General features: G+C 63.2%; 14 protein-coding genes. 7 read left to right on the forward strand and 7 right to left on the reverse strand.

The window, feature by feature from the left end; translation table 11 throughout:
* Positions 1 to 9 precede the first annotated feature (9 nt).
* Genes BUA36_RS20405 through BUA36_RS20420 form a run of 4 tightly spaced genes read left to right on the forward strand, consistent with a single transcriptional unit; the run spans position 10 to position 4,152 of the window.
* The gene (locus tag BUA36_RS20405) at positions 10 to 2,139 is read left to right on the forward strand and encodes an FUSC family protein (protein WP_072787163.1); all 2,130 of its coding nucleotides are present in this window, start codon (positions 10 to 12) and stop codon (positions 2,137 to 2,139) included.
* Positions 2,129 to 2,329, forward strand: a complete 201-nt coding sequence (locus BUA36_RS20410) for a DUF1656 domain-containing protein (RefSeq protein ID WP_072787164.1) — start codon at positions 2,129 to 2,131, stop codon at positions 2,327 to 2,329. The genes BUA36_RS20405 and BUA36_RS20410 overlap by 11 nt, the downstream gene beginning before the upstream one ends.
* A 24-nt stretch (positions 2,330 to 2,353) precedes the next feature.
* Positions 2,354 to 3,214, forward strand: coding sequence for an efflux RND transporter periplasmic adaptor subunit (locus BUA36_RS20415; RefSeq protein ID WP_084560259.1), 861 nt, complete (start codon positions 2,354 to 2,356; stop codon positions 3,212 to 3,214).
* Between the two features lie 8 nt (positions 3,215 to 3,222).
* Positions 3,223 to 4,152: a LysR family transcriptional regulator gene (locus BUA36_RS20420; protein WP_072787166.1), complete on the forward strand. Its 930-nt coding sequence runs from the start codon at positions 3,223 to 3,225 to the stop codon at positions 4,150 to 4,152.
* Here the strand turns inward: BUA36_RS20420 and BUA36_RS20425 are convergent.
* The 6 genes from BUA36_RS20425 to BUA36_RS20450 all read right to left on the reverse strand — a co-directional run bounded on the left by BUA36_RS20425 (position 4,145) and on the right by BUA36_RS20450 (position 9,394).
* On the reverse strand, positions 4,145 to 4,594 hold the full coding sequence (locus tag BUA36_RS20425; RefSeq protein WP_072787167.1) for an ester cyclase: 450 nt from the start codon (positions 4,592 to 4,594) through the stop codon (positions 4,145 to 4,147). The genes BUA36_RS20420 and BUA36_RS20425 overlap by 8 nt on opposite strands.
* Positions 4,595 to 4,694: 100 nt before the next feature.
* The gene (locus BUA36_RS20430) at positions 4,695 to 5,441 is read right to left on the reverse strand and encodes an SDR family oxidoreductase (protein ID WP_072787168.1); all 747 of its coding nucleotides are present in this window, start codon (positions 5,439 to 5,441) and stop codon (positions 4,695 to 4,697) included.
* On the reverse strand, positions 5,438 to 5,770 hold the full coding sequence (locus BUA36_RS20435; RefSeq protein ID WP_072787169.1) for a hypothetical protein: 333 nt from the start codon (positions 5,768 to 5,770) through the stop codon (positions 5,438 to 5,440). Before BUA36_RS20435 ends, BUA36_RS20430 begins: the two co-directional genes overlap by 4 nt.
* Positions 5,771 to 5,792: 22 nt before the next feature.
* On the reverse strand, positions 5,793 to 6,449 hold the full coding sequence (locus BUA36_RS20440; protein WP_072787170.1) for a thiol:disulfide interchange protein DsbA/DsbL: 657 nt from the start codon (positions 6,447 to 6,449) through the stop codon (positions 5,793 to 5,795).
* 84 nt (positions 6,450 to 6,533) lie between these two features.
* On the reverse strand, positions 6,534 to 7,406 hold the full coding sequence (locus tag BUA36_RS20445; protein ID WP_072787171.1) for a cobalamin-binding protein: 873 nt from the start codon (positions 7,404 to 7,406) through the stop codon (positions 6,534 to 6,536).
* Positions 7,406 to 9,394 carry a TonB-dependent receptor gene (locus BUA36_RS20450; RefSeq protein ID WP_072787172.1) on the reverse strand — a complete coding sequence of 663 codons (1,989 nt, stop codon included), beginning with the start codon at positions 9,392 to 9,394 and terminating at the stop codon, positions 7,406 to 7,408. The genes BUA36_RS20445 and BUA36_RS20450 overlap by 1 nt, the downstream gene beginning before the upstream one ends.
* A 286-nt stretch (positions 9,395 to 9,680) precedes the next feature.
* Between BUA36_RS20450 and BUA36_RS20455 the strand changes: the two genes are divergently transcribed.
* Positions 9,681 to 10,490 carry a DODA-type extradiol aromatic ring-opening family dioxygenase gene (locus tag BUA36_RS20455; protein WP_072787173.1) on the forward strand — a complete coding sequence of 270 codons (810 nt, stop codon included), beginning with the start codon at positions 9,681 to 9,683 and terminating at the stop codon, positions 10,488 to 10,490.
* On the opposite strand, the gene ylqF is transcribed toward BUA36_RS20455, so the two are convergent.
* Entirely contained in the window at positions 10,491 to 11,414 is a 924-nt protein-coding gene (ylqF, locus tag BUA36_RS20460; protein ID WP_229255770.1) for a ribosome biogenesis GTPase YlqF, read from the reverse strand.
* A 157-nt stretch (positions 11,415 to 11,571) separates the two neighbouring features.
* On the opposite strand from ylqF, the gene BUA36_RS20465 reads away from it, so the two are divergent.
* Together BUA36_RS20465 and BUA36_RS20470 are read left to right on the forward strand one after the other, a co-directional pair.
* Entirely contained in the window at positions 11,572 to 13,557 is a 1,986-nt protein-coding gene (locus tag BUA36_RS20465) for an OPT family oligopeptide transporter (protein ID WP_072787175.1), read from the forward strand.
* Positions 13,558 to 13,619: 62 nt separating this feature from the next.
* Positions 13,620 to 15,608 (forward strand): alpha/beta hydrolase family protein, encoded by a 1,989-nt coding sequence (locus tag BUA36_RS20470; RefSeq protein WP_072787176.1) that lies wholly within the window; start codon positions 13,620 to 13,622, stop codon positions 15,606 to 15,608.
* Positions 15,609 to 15,641: the final 33 nt, after the last annotated feature.

The raw sequence follows: 15,641 nt of genomic DNA on the forward strand, positions 1-15,641 counted from the left end.
CCTGAGCACATGAACGCAACTCCCGCCGCCTCTCCTTCCCCGGACCACAGCGCGGCGCGGAGAGCATTCAGCTGGATCAAGGCGCAGAGCGCCGACTGGCTGCATACCGAAGGCGAACGCTGGATCTTTGTCGCCAAGGCCATGCTGGCCTCCTTCTCCGCCCTGTGGCTGGCTTTCCGCCTCGGCCTCGACGCTCCCTACACCGCTTTAGCCACCACCATCATCCTGGCGATGCCCAGCAGCGGCATGGTGCTGGAAAAGGCGTTCTACCGTTTTCTGGGCACGCTGGTCGGCTGTTCCGCCGCGCTGGCGCTGGTGGGCCTGTTCCCGCAAACGCCGGCCGTGCTGTTTCTTGGCCTGGCGCTGTGGGTGGCCTTATGCACGGGCGGTGCGGCCATGCACCGCAACCAGCAGTCGTACAGCTTCGTGCTGGCCGGGTACACGGCGGTGATGATTGCCGTGCCAGCAGTGGACACGCCGTCGTCCGTGTTCACGCTGGCGGTCACGCGGGTGACGGAGGTGGGCCTGGGCATCATCTGCTCCGCCGTCGTGCACGATGTATTCTTCCCGCGCCGCCATTCGCGCGCCGTGATGCGTACCGTGCAGGCGCGCTATGCCGGCTTCATCGGCTTCTGCCGTGGCGTGCTGGAACACCGCATTACGCCGGCGGAAGCGGAACTGAACCACCTGAAGTTCGCGGCCGATATCGCGGCGCTGGAGTCCGGCCGCGCCGCCGCCTTCTTTGAAGCAGGCCATTCACGCTCGCACACGCGCCAGCTGCATGCCTTCAATGCGGCGTTCATGACCGCGCTGACTACCTTCTACACGCTGCACCGGCTCAGCCACCGCTTGCGCTCAGCGGGCGAAGGCCCGGTGCTGGCGCTGGTGGAACCGATGTATGCCCACATGGCGCAAGCGCTGGGCGAAGAACTGACGGCGGCGCGTCTGGCGCAGATGCGCAACGCGCTGGCAGGCGACATCGCCGCCGCACGCACGCAGCTTGCGCAAGGCCCGGCCGTGGAGCGCGCGCAGCAAATCGATTTTGATACAGCGGTTGAACTGCTGCAGCGCTTCGCCGGCAACCTCGCCGATTTCGCCACCTTGTATCACGGCCTGGCGCAGCAGAAACGCCAGCAGGTCAGCGATCCCGGCGCGTATTCACCCAAGACCCCGCCCGCCATCATCTTCGCCAGCGGCTTTCGCGCCGCACTGACGTTGCTGCTGACGGCCGGCATGTGGTACTGGCTGGCGTGGCCCGCCACCATCAATGCCATCCTGATGGCGACGATTTTCTGCGCGCTGGCCTCCTCCTCGCCGCGTCCGACGGCGCTGGTGCAGCAGGTGCTGCAAGGCTTTTTGCTGGCCATGCCGCTGGCTTTCATCACCGAATTCTTCATGGTGGCCAAAGCCGACAACTTCTATCCGCTAGTGCTGGCCGCGCTGCCGCTGTTCGCGTTTGGCGCCTACCTGAGCAGCGGCCCGCGCTGGGGCGGTGTCGGCATCGGTATCGGCATGTTCTCGGCCACACTGGTGGTGCCGACCAATCTGATGCGCTACGACGTCGAGGCCTTCATCAGCAGCGAGCTGTCGCTGACCATGGGGGTGGTGGTGGCTTACCTGATGTTCAAGGTGGTGCTGCCGGAGCACACGATGGGCCATCGCGGCCACGTCGCTGCCGCGCTGTGGCGCGAAGCGCAGCAGGCATGCAGCGCGCGCCTGCATCGCCTGAAACGCCGCTTTGACAACCGCGTGCGCGACTTGCTGAGTCAACTCAATGCAGCGGCGGGGCCGGCGCCCAATGCCGAAACGCGCGTGGTGGTGCGCCAGGGCTTGACCTTGCTGGAGCTGGGACACGCCGTCATCGAGCTGCGCCAGCTGATCGCCGCTTCGCACGCGGGCGCGGCGCGCGATAGCCTGCAAGCGGTGCTGCGCGAACTGTCCGCCTACCTGCACGCGCCCTCCCGCACCGGTGGCGAGACAGCGCTGCACGCCATCCTCGACGCCGGTACCGCCGTGCGTGCCGCCCTGCCCGATGCACAGCCCGAACGCCGCGCGCGCCTGCATACCGCGCTGACCGATCTACATTCCATTTACACGTCCTTGCTGGACCAGCAATCAGGAGAACTTTATGCCGCGTGAGCTTGATTTTTTTGGCGTGCTGCTGCCCGGCGTACTGCCGGTGTTTCTGGTCGCCGTGCTGCTGCAGCTGGTGCTGGATGCAGCACTGAGCTACATCGGCGTGTACCGCCGCAGCTGGCACCCGGCGCTGGTGCGGCTTTGCATGTTCGTCTGTATCTTCAGCGCCCTGCTGGTCACGCTGTACAAATAATTCCAACTTTCTGTGAGAGCTTCTGTGAGCGCATCTAAAATTTTCCGCTTTTGCCTGACCATGTTGTTGCTGGCGGCTGCCCTGTGGATGGGCCGCTCCGCCTGGGACCACTACATGGAATCCGCCTGGACCCGCGATGGCCGGGTCAAGGCAGACGTTGTCACGATCAGCGCCGACGTCGCAGGCACAGTGACCGAAGTCATGGTGCACGATAACCAGCTGGTGCAAAAAGGCGACGTGCTGTTCGTGGTCGACAAGGCGCGCTACGAAAACGCCCTCGCGCAGTCCAGGGCCATGCTGGCGTCGCAGCAGGTGGAGAAAGGCCGCCGTACGCAGGAGGCCAGGCGCCGCTCGGGTCTGGACAACGCCATCGTCTCGGCCGAGAGCAAGGAAACGGCGGAAGCCGCAGCCGGTACCGCATCGGCGCAGTACCAGGCCGCGCTGGCAGCGCGCAACCTGGCGGAGCTGAATCTGGAGCGTACCGTAGTGCGGGCACCTGTCACCGGCTACGTCACCAATCTGAACGTGCATGCGGGTGATTTTGCGGCAGTCGGCGCTGCCAAGCTGGCGATGATCAACAGCGAGTCGTTCTACGTGGTCGGCTACTTTGAAGAGACCAAGCTGCCGCTGCTGAAAGTGAACGACAAAGTGGAGGTCCACATGATGAGCGGCCAGGCGCAGCTGCAGGGCCACATCGAAAGTATCGCACGTGGCATCACCGACCGCGATGCCAACCTGGGGCGTGAATTGCTGGCCGACGTCAACCCCACCTTCAACTGGGTACGCCTGGCGCAGCGCGTGCCGGTACGCATTCACATTGACCAAAAACCCGGCAATCTGGAGCTGGTGGCGGGAACCACCTGCACCGTCGTCATTCATGGATAATGGCGCTTATGAGCACACCTGACCTGCAAAACGGCTCTGACCGATTCTCGGTGATCCGTCTGTTCCTCGACGCCGCCCAGCTGGGCAGCTTTTCGGCCGCCGGCCGCAAGCAGGGCATGTCGCCAGCGGCGGCCAGCGCCAGCATGCAGCGACTCGAAGCATCCTTGCAGGTCAAGCTGTTTGAGCGCACCACGCGCCAGTTGCGGCTGACCGAGGAAGGCCGTCTGTATCGCCACTTCAGCGAGCAGGCAATGGCGCTGATGGCGGAAGCGGAAGCCAGCCTGCACGCGGGCACGGACAGTGTTCGCGGCGTGGTGAAAGTCTCCGCGCCATCGGACCTGGGGCGCAATGTGCTGATGCCGATGCTGGATGACTTCCGCGCGCGCCATCCGGAAATCCAGTACGCGCTGACGCTGAGCGACAACACCTCGAATATGGTGCAGGATGATATCGACATCGCGCTGCGCTATGGCCAGCTGGCGGACAGCGAGATGATCGCGCGCGTGCTGGCGCCCAGCCGCCGCGTGGTGTGCGCCGCGCCTGCACTGATCGCGCAGACTGGCGGACCGGCCACGCCCGAAGACCTGACCTGCTTGCCGACCCTGGTGCTGGTGACGGCGCTGGGGCCGATGCAGGAATGGCGCTACTGCAGCAACGATGAAGCGGATGAACGCCGCACGGTACGCGTACGGCGCACGCAACAGAGCAATGACGGTGAGATCATCCGCAAGTGGGCCATCGCCGGCCAGGGCTACGCTTATAAATCCATTCTCGATATTTCCGAGGACCTGCGCTGCGGACGGCTGGTGACGGTACTCGATGAATACTTCACCGACAGCGCGCCACTCAATCTTCTCTATCACCGCAACCGCTATCAGCCGCCGCGCATCTCGGCCCTGATCGCGTTTTTGCTGGAGCGTTTCGCCGACCTTACTTAATGCCCATTTGCTGCAGCAGCGTGAGGTTGTCTTCCAGGTGCCAGTTATCGGCGATGCGGCCATCCACCACGTGATACAGGTCGAACGCCTGGAAGTCGATGGCCTGGCCAGCGCCTTGCACATCGCCGAACTTGCCGGTGAAGTGACCGGTGAAATGCAGGCGCACGGACACCTGGTCGCCGTTCGGCACGATATGGGTGGCTTCCGCTTTCAGGTCCGGCACGGCGGTGCGGAAGAATCGGGACGCCTGCAGAGGGCCGTTGACGCCCTGCTCGCGGCCCGCTGGCAAGGTACGGTCGATGAAGTCCGGGGCCAGCGCTTTTTGCGCCAATGCCGGGTCGCCGGTATTCCAGAAGGCGGCGTAGGTACGGGCGGCGTCAACCACCGGGTCGGCGTGGGCGACGCTTGCGGACAACAGACCAGCAACGATAAGGGCTTTCATGGCGCTTCCTTTCAAAGAGTGGATGCAGCCATTGTGCGCGCCGGCCCGCCGCATGAGAATGCGGCCAGCCCTTGAAGCAGTTTCAACGGAGGATTGAAGATCAGCGCGCGCCGGCGGCGTCGATGATGGCGCCGCTGACGTAGGACGCCTGCTCGCTCAGCAGCCAGAGGATGGTTTCAGCGATTTCTTCCGGCTGGCCACCACGGCCCAGCGGCACGGTGGACGCCAGCTTGTCGACACGGTCGGGATCACCGCCGCTGGCATGAATCTCGGTATAGATAATCCCCGGCCGCACGCAATTCACGCGTATCCCTTCGGGGCCCACCTCTTTCGACAGCCCCAGCGTCATCACGTCCACCGCGCCCTTGGAGGCCGCGTAGTCGATATACACGTTGCCGCCGCCATGGCGCGCAGCGCCCGACGACACGTTGACGATGCCGCCGCCCTGCCCGCCGCGCGCCTTGGACATGCGGCGCACCGCCTCGCGGCTGCACAGGAAGTAGCTCAGGATATTGGTATTGAAGACCCGCTGCAGCCGCTCAGCCGACATATCCGCCAGCTTGCCCTGCTGTTCCAGCACCCCGACATTATTCACCAGCGCCGTCAGCGGCCCCAGTTCCTCGTCGATGGTGCTGAACAGGCGCAGCACGTCGGCCTCGACGCCGACATCGGCCTGTACCGCAATCGCCTCGCCGCCTTCCGCCACGATCTGCGCGCGCAGGCGTTCCGCCGCCGCAGCGTTGCTGTGGTAGTTGATGCAGACTGCATAACCGCGCCGGCTGGCCAGCAGCGCGGTGGCAGCGCCTATGCCCCGGCCGCTGCCGGTCACCAGGATGACCTGTTTCATTTCTCGGGACTGATGTGGCTCATCGCATACGTCAGGTGCTGCCACCAGTGCTCACGCGACTGCACCGAGCGCAAACACTTTTTATCCAGCTCGGTCTTGAACACCTGATCCACACACTGCTTGGTCATCAGCGCATTACGCTGGTTTTCAGCATTCACCAGCGCCACGCACAGCCAGAAAATCAGGCCCATGAACACAATCACCAGGCTCCACGCCACGTGATTAACATAGGCCCATTCAAACAGGGTCTCCAGTGCAGGCGACGATTCCTTGTAAATCTTCATCACCTGGCCTTCGGCCTCTTCCCGTTCATTTCGTGGGAATTTCATTAGCTTACCCGTCCTTCCTTGATTACTTTTTGCCGGCGCGTTCCTGCAGCGACTTCGCCACCAGGCTATCGACCACTTTGAACATGGCGACATGCGCAGCGTCCGGGTCGGTCAGGCCATGGCCTGCCACCGCCGGTGACGTCGTGTAGTGACCATCGATCACCAGAGCAGGCACACTATCCAGTTTATACTGCGCGGCCACTTGCTGCGCGCGTTTCAGCTTGGTCTGCACGCCAAACGAGTTGAACGCCTCCAGGTACTTGGCCTTGTCCACGCCATTCTTCACCAGGAAGTCCAGCAAGGCCTGGTCGGTATTCAGGCGGTTGCGTTCCTTGTGAATCGCATGGAAGATTTTTTCATGCATGGCGTTGTTCATCAAGTTCATCGCTTCCAGCGTGTAGAACGCCTTGGCCTGCGGGTCGTCGCCCATGTGCATGCGCTTGAAGACGATCTTGTCGCTATTCTTTTTCACCCAATCGGACAGCGACGGGTCCAGCGCATTGCAGTGCGGACAGTGGTACATGAAGAATTCCAGCACCTCGACCTTTTTGCCGGTGTCCGGACGCGGCGCGTTGACGGTGTTGTAGTCCAGGCCATCCTTGAAGTCGGCGGCGCCAGCAGCGGCAGCCATAAAGGCAACGGTGGCAATCAGTGGGCGCAGGAAGCTCAGGAGACGCATATCTATCCTTCAAGTGAGGTGAAAGTGGCAAACGCGGGGAGATTACCACTATTTTCACCTTACGGCCTAGGTGTTAAGCCCAACTTAAGGCCGATGCCGCCGGGCTGTCTCCAGTTTTTCACACAGCATGGCGATGCCGTCGGCGATGCGCGGCGTGGCGCGCACCAGCTGTTCGCTGTCCAGCATGAACAGATTGTTGCGCTGCACCGCGAGCAGGCCTTTGTACGGCTTCCAGATATTGATGCCGGCCTGGTTGTCGTGCTGCTCGCCGCCCAGGATGACTTCCGGGTTTTCCTGCAACACGGCCTCGGTGCTGACCGAGGGCGCTGTCACTTTCAGGCTGGCGAAGACGTTGCGGCCGCCGCACACGCGCAGCGCATCACTGACGATGTGTTCACCGTTGAGCGTGAACAGCGGCTTTTCCCAGATCTGATAGAACACCTTGACCGGCGAACGCTGGGCATAGGTTGCGGTCAGCTTGCCGATCTTCTGGCGGTAGTCGCTTGCCGCCGCTTGCGCCGTGGCGTCGGTGCCCAGCAGCTGGCCCAGGCGGGTCAGGCTGGTGGCCACGTCCTCCAGCTTTTTTGGCTCGCTGTAAAAGATGGGGATGCCCAGGCTTTTCAACTGCTCCAGCTGGCGCGCAGTATTCCCGGTCTGCCACACCACCAGCAGATCCGGGCGCAGTGCCAGCAGGCGCTCCATGTCGATGGTCGCGTTGCTGCCGATGACGGGGATGCGCTTGGCCGCTTCCGGATAGTCGCTGAAGTTCATGGCGCCGACCACGCGCTCGCCACCGCCCGCTGCGAACAGCAGTTCGGTGATGTGAGGCGCGGTCGAGACTACGCGCTGCGCCGGCCTGGCCAGAGTGACGCTGTTGCCGGCGTCGTCCTGTACCGTGATAGCCGCGTGAGCGGCGCCGAAGCCGCCCAGCGCCAGCAGGAAAGCGGCGCGGCGCATCAGAAGTCGTAGCGCGCCGAGACTTTCAGCTGGCGGCCGTCCGATGGGTAGATGCCCTGGTTGACGCCCGTGGCGCAGGAGAACGCCTGCGAGTAGTAGTGTTTGTCCGTCAGGTTCTGTCCCGACACTGCCCACTCCCACTGGCCGAACTTACGTGCATAGCGTGCGTCCAGCGTGGTGAAGGCTGGCATCTCGGCCTTGCACTGGTTGGTGAAGTCATCGCCATAACGCTGCTTGTCGCTCCACTGCACGCCCACATCGGCATTCTGGCCCTGGCCAGTCCAGCTCACGCGCGCGCTCAGCGTGTTCTTCGGCACCAGCACCATCTCCTTGCCGTTGTTGACACCTTCACGGAACTTGGCCTGCACGTGCTGGTAGTGCGCGTTGACGCTCCACGCCGCGTTGATCTTCTGCTCCGCATCCAGCTCAACGCCCTGACGGCGGGTGGGGTCCAGATTGGTGTTGACGCCATAGTTCAACGTTGGATCGTAGAAGATCTCGTTGGTCAGGTTGTGGCGGAACACACGCGCAGTGACCTTTTGCATGGCGTTGGCGTAGCTCACGCCCACTTCCGCATCGTGCGACTGCTGGGCTGCCAGCGGCTTATTAGTGCTCGGCGTCAGCGCGTTTTCATCCGCGTTCGCCACACGGTAGCTCTGGCCCAGCTTTCCAAACACGGTCAGATCGGCGACCGGCATGTAGCTGGCTTGCAGCTCCCACGCATTCAGGCCTTGTACCAGGTTGTAGGTTTTGGTGCTGAAGCCGAGTGGATCGGAAAAGTCCTTGTCGAAGATCTCACGGCGCACGCCAACGGAGATACGGCCCTCATGCGCAGCATCGAAGCGCAGTTCGTCGCGCAGGTAAAGGGCTTTGGATTTCTGGTTGGCGTCTGCGGCAGAGAAACCGGAAGCCGTGGTGCGTTCCCATTTGATGAAGTCCATACCGGCAACCAGCTCGTTAATCATGCCATTGACAGCGCCCAGCTTGCGCACGCGCGGCGAGAATTGCCACTGCTTGCTTTCGTAGCTGGCAGGCGACGCGCTGTTACCAAAGTAGTAGGTCGATTCGACAGTCTTCTTGCGATACGACAGATCAGCTGCGATGTCGTGACCATACAGGCGATAGGCGCCGAATACGGTCAGGCGGTCGCTGTCCAGCGAGCCATTGTCATCCGGCGTCTTGGTCTGACGTGGATTGGCGTTGAACTCGGTCTCTTTAAGCGAGCCGGCAAAGCGCATATCCTGGCGTGCGCCTTCGTAGCGGAAGCCAACGCGGTCGAACTGGTTGGCGAACCACTGCGCGCCGCCGCTGAAGTTGGTTTGCTTAAAGTCGTTGTTGTCGCGGTAGTTATCGGTGCGCTGCGTACCCAGCGTCGCATCGGCCGCAAAATTGTCCCAGGCCTGGGCGCCGGAAACGCGCACTTCGCCTGCGTGGAACTGGCCGCCCTGCACGAACATGCTGCCACGGCGGGTATTGGCCAGCGGGCGCTTGGTGACGATGTTGATGATGCCACCGGTGGCGCCGTCGCCATACAGCACGCTGGCGCCGCCGCGCGTGATTTCAATGTGGTCCACGGTGTCGATCGGGATGGTCGACAGGATGGCGTTGCTCAATTCATTTTCCGACAGGCGCACGCCGTCCAGCACAATCACCAGATTCTGGCTGCTGTTGGTGCCGAAGCCGCGCAGGTCCAGGCCGAAGTCCGGGCTGCCGTCCAGCGACTGGCGGCCGTACACGCCGCCTACCTTGCGGATCGCCGCGTTGACATCGCTGGCGCCCGAACGGCGGATTTCTTCCGCCGTGATGACGGTGGCGCCGATCGGCGCCAGCGCCGGATCAGCGTCAAAGCGCGAACCGGTGACCACGATGGTGCCCAGGGCCTGGCCGGCTTGTGCGGCGGTGTCTTCGGCCAGCGCGGTGGCCGGGGCGATAAAGCAAAGGGAAACAGCAGCGGCCATCAGGCGCGGACGGAATGCGGAGCTAATCATGGTGGTATATTTTTTAGTAGAAGCCATCCGCCTGCGTCCCCGCAGGCTGGAATCGTACGGAGGCCGCTGAGCAGTCTCCCCCTTGTCTGGCCGGTATCCGGGCTGATGACGGTTGCGGGGGCAGCACACTTTGGATTCGTGTTTCCCAGGCACCAGACCCGCGCATTATACGCCTGACAAGCACGCCAGTCCGATCATTCATATTTTCGATACGACCCATCTATATTTACAGCATTGATTGCAGAGTTGTGCGTGTCTATAGTGAAGGCTGAAAGGAACTCCCCCAATGAAGCTACCTACTTATTTTCTGTCCCACGGCGGCGGCCCCTGGCCATTCATGATGGACCAGGTCGGCCACCTGTACGGCAAGCTGGACGCCTCGCTGCGCGACATTCCGCGCCAGATCGGCGTCACGCCCAAGGCGGTGCTGGTAATTACGGCGCACTGGGAAGGCCGCGATTTCATGTTGTCGTCCTCGGCCACGCCGCCGATGATTTACGACTACGGCGGCTTCCCGCCGCACACCTACGAGGTGCAGTACCGCGCGCCGGGGTCGCCGGAGCTGGCGGCGCAGGTGAAGGCTTTGCTGGAGGCTGGCGGCCACAAGGCGCTGCTCGATCCGCAGCGCGGCTTTGACCATGGCACGTTCAGTGCGATGTATCCCGTGTATCCAAATGCGGACGTGCCGATCGTGCAGCTGTCGCTGAAAGCCGGCCTCGATCCGCAGACGCACCTGGAAGTCGGCCGCCTGCTGGCGCCCTTGCGCGAACAGGGCGTGCTGATTATCGGCAGCGGACTGAGTTATCACAACCTGCGCGCGTTCAATGCGCAGGGCGCGTCGGCATCGCATGCGTTTGACCAGTGGCTGCAGCAGACCATGGCGCTGCCACCGGCCGAACGCAGCGCACAGCTGATGCAGTGGGAACAGGCACCAGCAGCACGCGTGGCGCATCCGCGCGAAGAGCATCTGCTGCCATTGATGGTGGTGCTGGGCGCGGCGGAGCAGGAAGCCGCCGCCGTGCCCTATCACGAGGACGCCTTCATGGGCGCCCTCGCCGTCAGCAGCTTCCGCTTCGGCGAGCCGGCTGCGCCGTAATCAGGTACCGCGCTTGCCGTTGGCGGCGGCGCGGGCCTTCTCTTCGGCGATGGCGGCTTTTTCAGCGGCTTTCTTCGCCATCTCGGCTGCATGTTCTTCCAGGCGCGCCTTGCGCGTGTCCGGCGTCTCCAGCGAGATACGTCCCAGCACGCCGCTGCGGTAGTCGCCCAGGAAGGTGTGCGAGGCCTTCTCGTAATCCAGGTCGCCGCCCTTCTGGCGGAAGCCGCGCTTGATGCCCACACCTTCCACCACGCCGATCGCGTCCATCTGGTCGATTTCCTTGAAGCCGTAGCGCGCCACCAGCAGCTCCGGATAGCGCACCAGCAGCTCGCCGGCCAGGAACTCGGCCACTTCCTCTTCGATCAGCGCGTTCGAGCCGATCGCGTGGCTGGCGGCCAGCATCAGGCCATCGCTTGGCAGCGCGATCTTCGGCCACAGCATGCCTGGCGTATCGACCAGCACGGTGTTCTTGTCGAGGTAGAGCTTCTGCTGCTGCTTGGTCACGGCCGGCTCATCGCCCACCTTGGCCACGCGCTTTTTCAGCAGCGCGTTCATCAGCGTGGATTTGCCGACGTTAGGGATACCCATAATCATGATGCGCAGCGGCTTGGTCGGCACCCCACGGTGCGGCGCCAGCTGCTTGGCCAGGTCCGGAATGCGCGCCACGTCGGCCGGCTTCTTGGTGGTCATGGCATACGCAGTCACGCCTTCCTGGGCGTTGTAGTACGCGGTCCAGGCGGCGGTGGCGGCAGGATCGGCCAGGTCGATCTTGTTGAGGATCTTCAGGCAGGGACGCTGGCGGAACTTGCGCAGCTCTTCCACCATCGGGTTGGTGCTGGCTTCGGGCAGGCGCGCGTCGACCACTTCGATCACCAGATCGGTGTTCTCCATCTGTTCCGCCGCCTTCTTCTTGGCGGCGTTCATATGCCCTGGGTACCATTGTATCGACATGCTCTGACCTTCAAAATCGTTCTGACAACCCGCTATTTTACCTGCTAACCCGGCCGGGATTCGTTTATCATGAGGCGCTTTTACCCTTTTCTGATTATATAAACAATATTTTTCAACCGGAGTGCTGAAGATGAGCATAGCTGCACCGTCCACCCCGAAGGAAATCACCCTTCGCGGCATTATTCTGGGCATTCTGATTACGCTGGTGTTTACCGCCGCGCAGGTCTATCTGGGCCTGAAAGTCGGCCTGACCTTTGCCACCTCGATCCCGGCCGCCGTGATCTCGATGGCCCTGCTGAGTGCTTTCAAGGATGCCACCATCCAGGAAAACAACATCGTCCAGACCATTGCCTCCGCAGCGGGGACGCTGGCTTCGGTGATTTTCGTCCTGCCTGGTCTGCTGATGATCGGCTGGTGGGCGCACGTGCCGTTCTGGCCGACCTTTGGCGCCTGCGCCGTCGGCGGCGTGCTGGGGGTGATGTACACGGTGCCGCTGCGCCGCGCGCTGGTGTCGCAATCCGACCTGCCGTACCCGGAAGGCGTGGCCGCCGCCGAAGTGCTCAAGGTCGGCATGGCGTCGCGTGCTGGCGCGGCTGAAGGTAAAGCCGGCCTGCGCGCCGTGATCTGGGGCAGCCTGACCTCGGCGCTGTTTGCCGCGGGCGCCGCCGCCAAGCTGCTGGCCGGCGAGGTGGCGATCTACTTCCGCACCGGCGCCGGCGCCACCGGCATTGGCGCCTCCAGCTCGCTGGCGCTGATCGGCGCCGGCCACCTGATGGGCATTACCGTCGGTGTCGCCATGCTGGTCGGCACCGTGATCGCCTGGGGCGTCCTGGTGCCGATCATGACCACGCTGTCGCCCGCCGCAGCGGGCATGGCCGCCGCCGACCATGCGCTCAGCATCTGGTCCAAGGAAGTCCGCATGATGGGCGCGGGCGTGATCGGCATTGCCGCGATCATCACGCTGGCCGGCCTGGCCAAGCCGATCCTGGGCGGCCTCAAGTCGGCCATGGAAACCGCGCGCAAAGCCAAGCTGGCCGGCGCGGTGCTGGACCGCACCGAGCTGGACATGCCGATCTTCTTTGTCGGCCTGGTGACGCTGATTTCGCTGGTGCCGGCCGGCTGGCTGCTGGCCAGCTTCCTGCAAGGCGGCCCGCTGATGTCGCTGGCCGTGCCGCTGGTGGCGGTGGGCGTGGGCTACATCCTGATCGCCGGCATTTTCGCCGCTGCCGTCTGCGGCTACATGGCCGGCCTGATCGGTTCATCCAACTCGCCGGTGTCCGGCATCGCCATCCTGACCATTCTGGGCGCTGCGCTCAGCGTCGGCATGGTCGGCCGCACCGTCATGGGTCCGGAAGTCGCCCAGGCGCTGATTGCCTTCGCGCTGTTTGTCACCACCGTGGTGCTGGCCGTGGCCGTGATCGGTAACGACAACCTGCAAGACTTGAAAACCGGCCAGCTGGTCAACGCCACCCCGTGGAAGCAGCAGGTCGGCCTGCTGATCGGTGTGGCCGCCGGTTCGTGCGTGGTGCCGCCGGTGCTGGAACTGCTGAACCATGCGAACGGCTTTGTCGGCGCACCGAATCTGGATTCGATCTCGGACCAGCCGCTGGCCGCGCCACAGGCGCTGCTGATCTCGACGCTGGCCAAGGGCGTCATCGGCGGCAATCTGCAATGGAATCTGCTCGGCTACGGCGTGCTGATTGGCCTGGCGCTAGTGCTGATCAACTTCGTACTCAAGCAGTCCAGCAACGGCAAGTACAGCCTGCCGCCGCTGGGCGTGGGCCTGGCGATCTACCTGCCTAGCGCGGTGATCACGCCGGTGGTGATCGGCGCCGTGACGGGCTGGCTGTTCGACCGCGCGGTCGAGAAGAAGGCTGGCGGCGAAGCGGCCAAGCGGATTGGCGTGCTGGTGATGTCCGGCTTCATCGTCGGCGAAAGCCTGTTCAACGTCGCGCTGGCCGGCATGATCGTCCTGTCGGGCAAAGGCGAGCCGCTGGCGATTGCCAACACCATGAGCGAAGGCCAGACCATGTCCATCGCCCTCATCGTCGGCACCGCCATCGTCTGGAGCCTGTACCGCTGGTCGGCCAAGAATGGCCAGGCCGTACATGGCTGATCTGTAATAGACAAAAAAACAACCGACCTCTATGATTGCTTAATTGCAATTGTAGAGGTTTTATGAAGACATCCCTGCTGTCCTTATTTTTGTCCCTGTCCCTGTCGGTGGGCTTGGCGCAAGCCACCGCCCCCGGCGCCGAACATTTTTTCCAGACACCCCAGCTCAGTCACGTCGCGCTCTCGCCCAAAGGCGGCTATGTCGCCTCCGTGACGGCGACACCGAACGGCGTGAGTCTGCTCTCGGTGCGCAACACCAGCGACCTGTCGCAATACAAAATCATCATCCGTACCACGGACCAGGAAGTCATCACCGCAGTCCACTGGATCAATGAAAACCGCATCGGCTTCACCATCAAGAATCTGCGCGTCGAATTCAACGGCAATCTGGACGAGATCGCGGCCGACCGTGATGGCAGCAACGTGGTCCACCTCATCAGCGGCAACTGGACCCATCAGCGCGAGAATACCGGCAGCTCGATCAAGGCCCACACGCTGACGGCCGACTACGAATTCTACGGCGTCACCCATGACGGCTCGGACGATATTCTGGTGCAGAAATTCAGCTGGAACAATATCGACCGCACGCCCGACCATTCCCGCATCTATCGCCTCAACACGCGCAACCGCCAGCTGCGCGGCGCGCTGGAAGGCGCACAGCCAGGCGCGGTGCAATGGTGGATGACTGACACCTACGACGTTCCGCGCGTGGTCATGTCGCAGAAAAACGGCCGCTGCATCAGCTCCTACCGTCGCGCCAATGACACCGAATGGCGCGAGCTGGAAAACGGCGGATGCTATCTCGACAGCCGCTTCTCGCCAGCCTTTTTCGACGGCGACGACACGCTGTACGTCAACGCCGGCCACAAGGGCTACATCGCGCTGTTCCGCTATGACCTGCAAGCGATGAAGATGGACAAGCAGCCGTTTATCTCCGTGCCTGGCTTCGACTTCAACGGCGTGCCGGAAATCGACTACACCAGTCACCGCCTGCTGGGCATCCACCTGCAAACCGACGCCGGCACCACCTACTGGCTGAATCCGGCGATGAAAGCCGAGCAGGCCAAGGTCGATGCCATGCTGCCCAGCACCACCAATACCATCCATTGCGCCGACGACTGCCTGCAAGCGCCCGTGGCGCTGGTGGTGACATCGTCCGACCGTCAGCCGCCGCAGTACATCATCTACCACCGCGCCAGCGGCAAACTGGAAGGACTGGGCGCCGAACATCCGGATATCCAGGTCGCACAAATGGGCTTGCGCGACTTCCACCACTACAAGGCGCGCGATGGCCGCAGCATTCCCGCCTATGTGACGCTGCCGCCCGGCAAAGCCAGCGGTCCCCTGCCGACCGTGGTGCTGGTGCACGGCGGACCGACGGTCCGTGGCGCCTACTGGGCCTGGGACAGCGAGGCGCAGTTCCTGGCGTCGCGCGGCTATGTCGTGATCCAGCCGGAATTCCGCGGCGGTACCGGCTTCGGTTCCGACCACTTCAAGGCGGGCCTGAAGCAATGGGGCCTGACCATGCAGGACGACCTGGCCGACGCCGCCCGGTGGGCAGTCCAGCAGGGCTGGGCTGATCCCAAACGCATCGGCATCATGGGCGCCAGCTACGGCGGTTATGCCACGCTGATGGGCCTCATCAAGCATCCCGAGATATTCCGCTGCGGCGTGGAATGGGCGGGCGTTACCGACATCGGCCTGCGCTTTGACACGCCCTATTCGGACGCCTCGCAAGAGACCCTCAACTACAGCCTGCGCACGCTGATCGGCGATCCAGACAAGGATGCGGAACTGTGGCGCAAATCATCGCCGCTGGCGCGCGCCGCTGAGCTCAAACAGCCGCTGCTGATCGCCCACGGCGTGGAAGATATTCGCGTGCCCATCGTTCACGCCAACCGCTTCTACGATGCGGTCAAGCGCGGCAACAGCAACGTCGAGATGATTACGTATCCGAATGAGGGCCACGGCTGGCGCCACGAAGACAACCGCATCGCGTTCTGGCAGCGCGTCGATGCCTTCCTGGAGAAAAACCTCAAACAGGCGCCCTAGGCCTGCTCCTACGCGCACATGGCGGGTGCGCCG

Origin of the sequence: Duganella sacchari (assembly GCF_900143065.1) — a bacterium.
GTDB lineage: Bacteria > Pseudomonadota > Gammaproteobacteria > Burkholderiales > Burkholderiaceae_D > Rugamonas > Rugamonas sacchari.

Excerpts from the sequence above, each read along its gene's own strand:
- BUA36_RS20425 (WP_072787167.1), bottom strand. The coding sequence starts at position 4,594 with ATGAAAGCCCTTATCGTTGCTGGTCTGTTGTCCGCAAGCGTCGCCCAC.
- BUA36_RS20465 (WP_072787175.1), top strand. The coding sequence starts at position 11,572 with ATGAGCATAGCTGCACCGTCCACCCCGAAGGAAATCACCCTTCGCGGC.
- BUA36_RS20410 (WP_072787164.1), top strand. The coding sequence starts at position 2,129 with ATGCCGCGTGAGCTTGATTTTTTTGGCGTGCTGCTGCCCGGCGTACTG.
- BUA36_RS20455 (WP_072787173.1), top strand. The coding sequence starts at position 9,681 with ATGAAGCTACCTACTTATTTTCTGTCCCACGGCGGCGGCCCCTGGCCA.
- ylqF (WP_229255770.1), bottom strand. The coding sequence starts at position 11,414 with ATGAACGCCGCCAAGAAGAAGGCGGCGGAACAGATGGAGAACACCGAT.
- BUA36_RS20435 (WP_072787169.1), bottom strand. The coding sequence starts at position 5,770 with ATGAAATTCCCACGAAATGAACGGGAAGAGGCCGAAGGCCAGGTGATG.
- BUA36_RS20470 (WP_072787176.1), top strand. The coding sequence starts at position 13,620 with ATGAAGACATCCCTGCTGTCCTTATTTTTGTCCCTGTCCCTGTCGGTG.
- BUA36_RS20430 (WP_072787168.1), bottom strand. The coding sequence starts at position 5,441 with ATGAAACAGGTCATCCTGGTGACCGGCAGCGGCCGGGGCATAGGCGCT.
- BUA36_RS20440 (WP_072787170.1), bottom strand. The coding sequence starts at position 6,449 with ATGCGTCTCCTGAGCTTCCTGCGCCCACTGATTGCCACCGTTGCCTTT.
- BUA36_RS20450 (WP_072787172.1), bottom strand. The coding sequence starts at position 9,394 with ATGATTAGCTCCGCATTCCGTCCGCGCCTGATGGCCGCTGCTGTTTCC.
- BUA36_RS20420 (WP_072787166.1), top strand. The coding sequence starts at position 3,223 with ATGAGCACACCTGACCTGCAAAACGGCTCTGACCGATTCTCGGTGATC.
- BUA36_RS20405 (WP_072787163.1), top strand. The coding sequence starts at position 10 with ATGAACGCAACTCCCGCCGCCTCTCCTTCCCCGGACCACAGCGCGGCG.
- BUA36_RS20445 (WP_072787171.1), bottom strand. The coding sequence starts at position 7,406 with ATGCGCCGCGCCGCTTTCCTGCTGGCGCTGGGCGGCTTCGGCGCCGCT.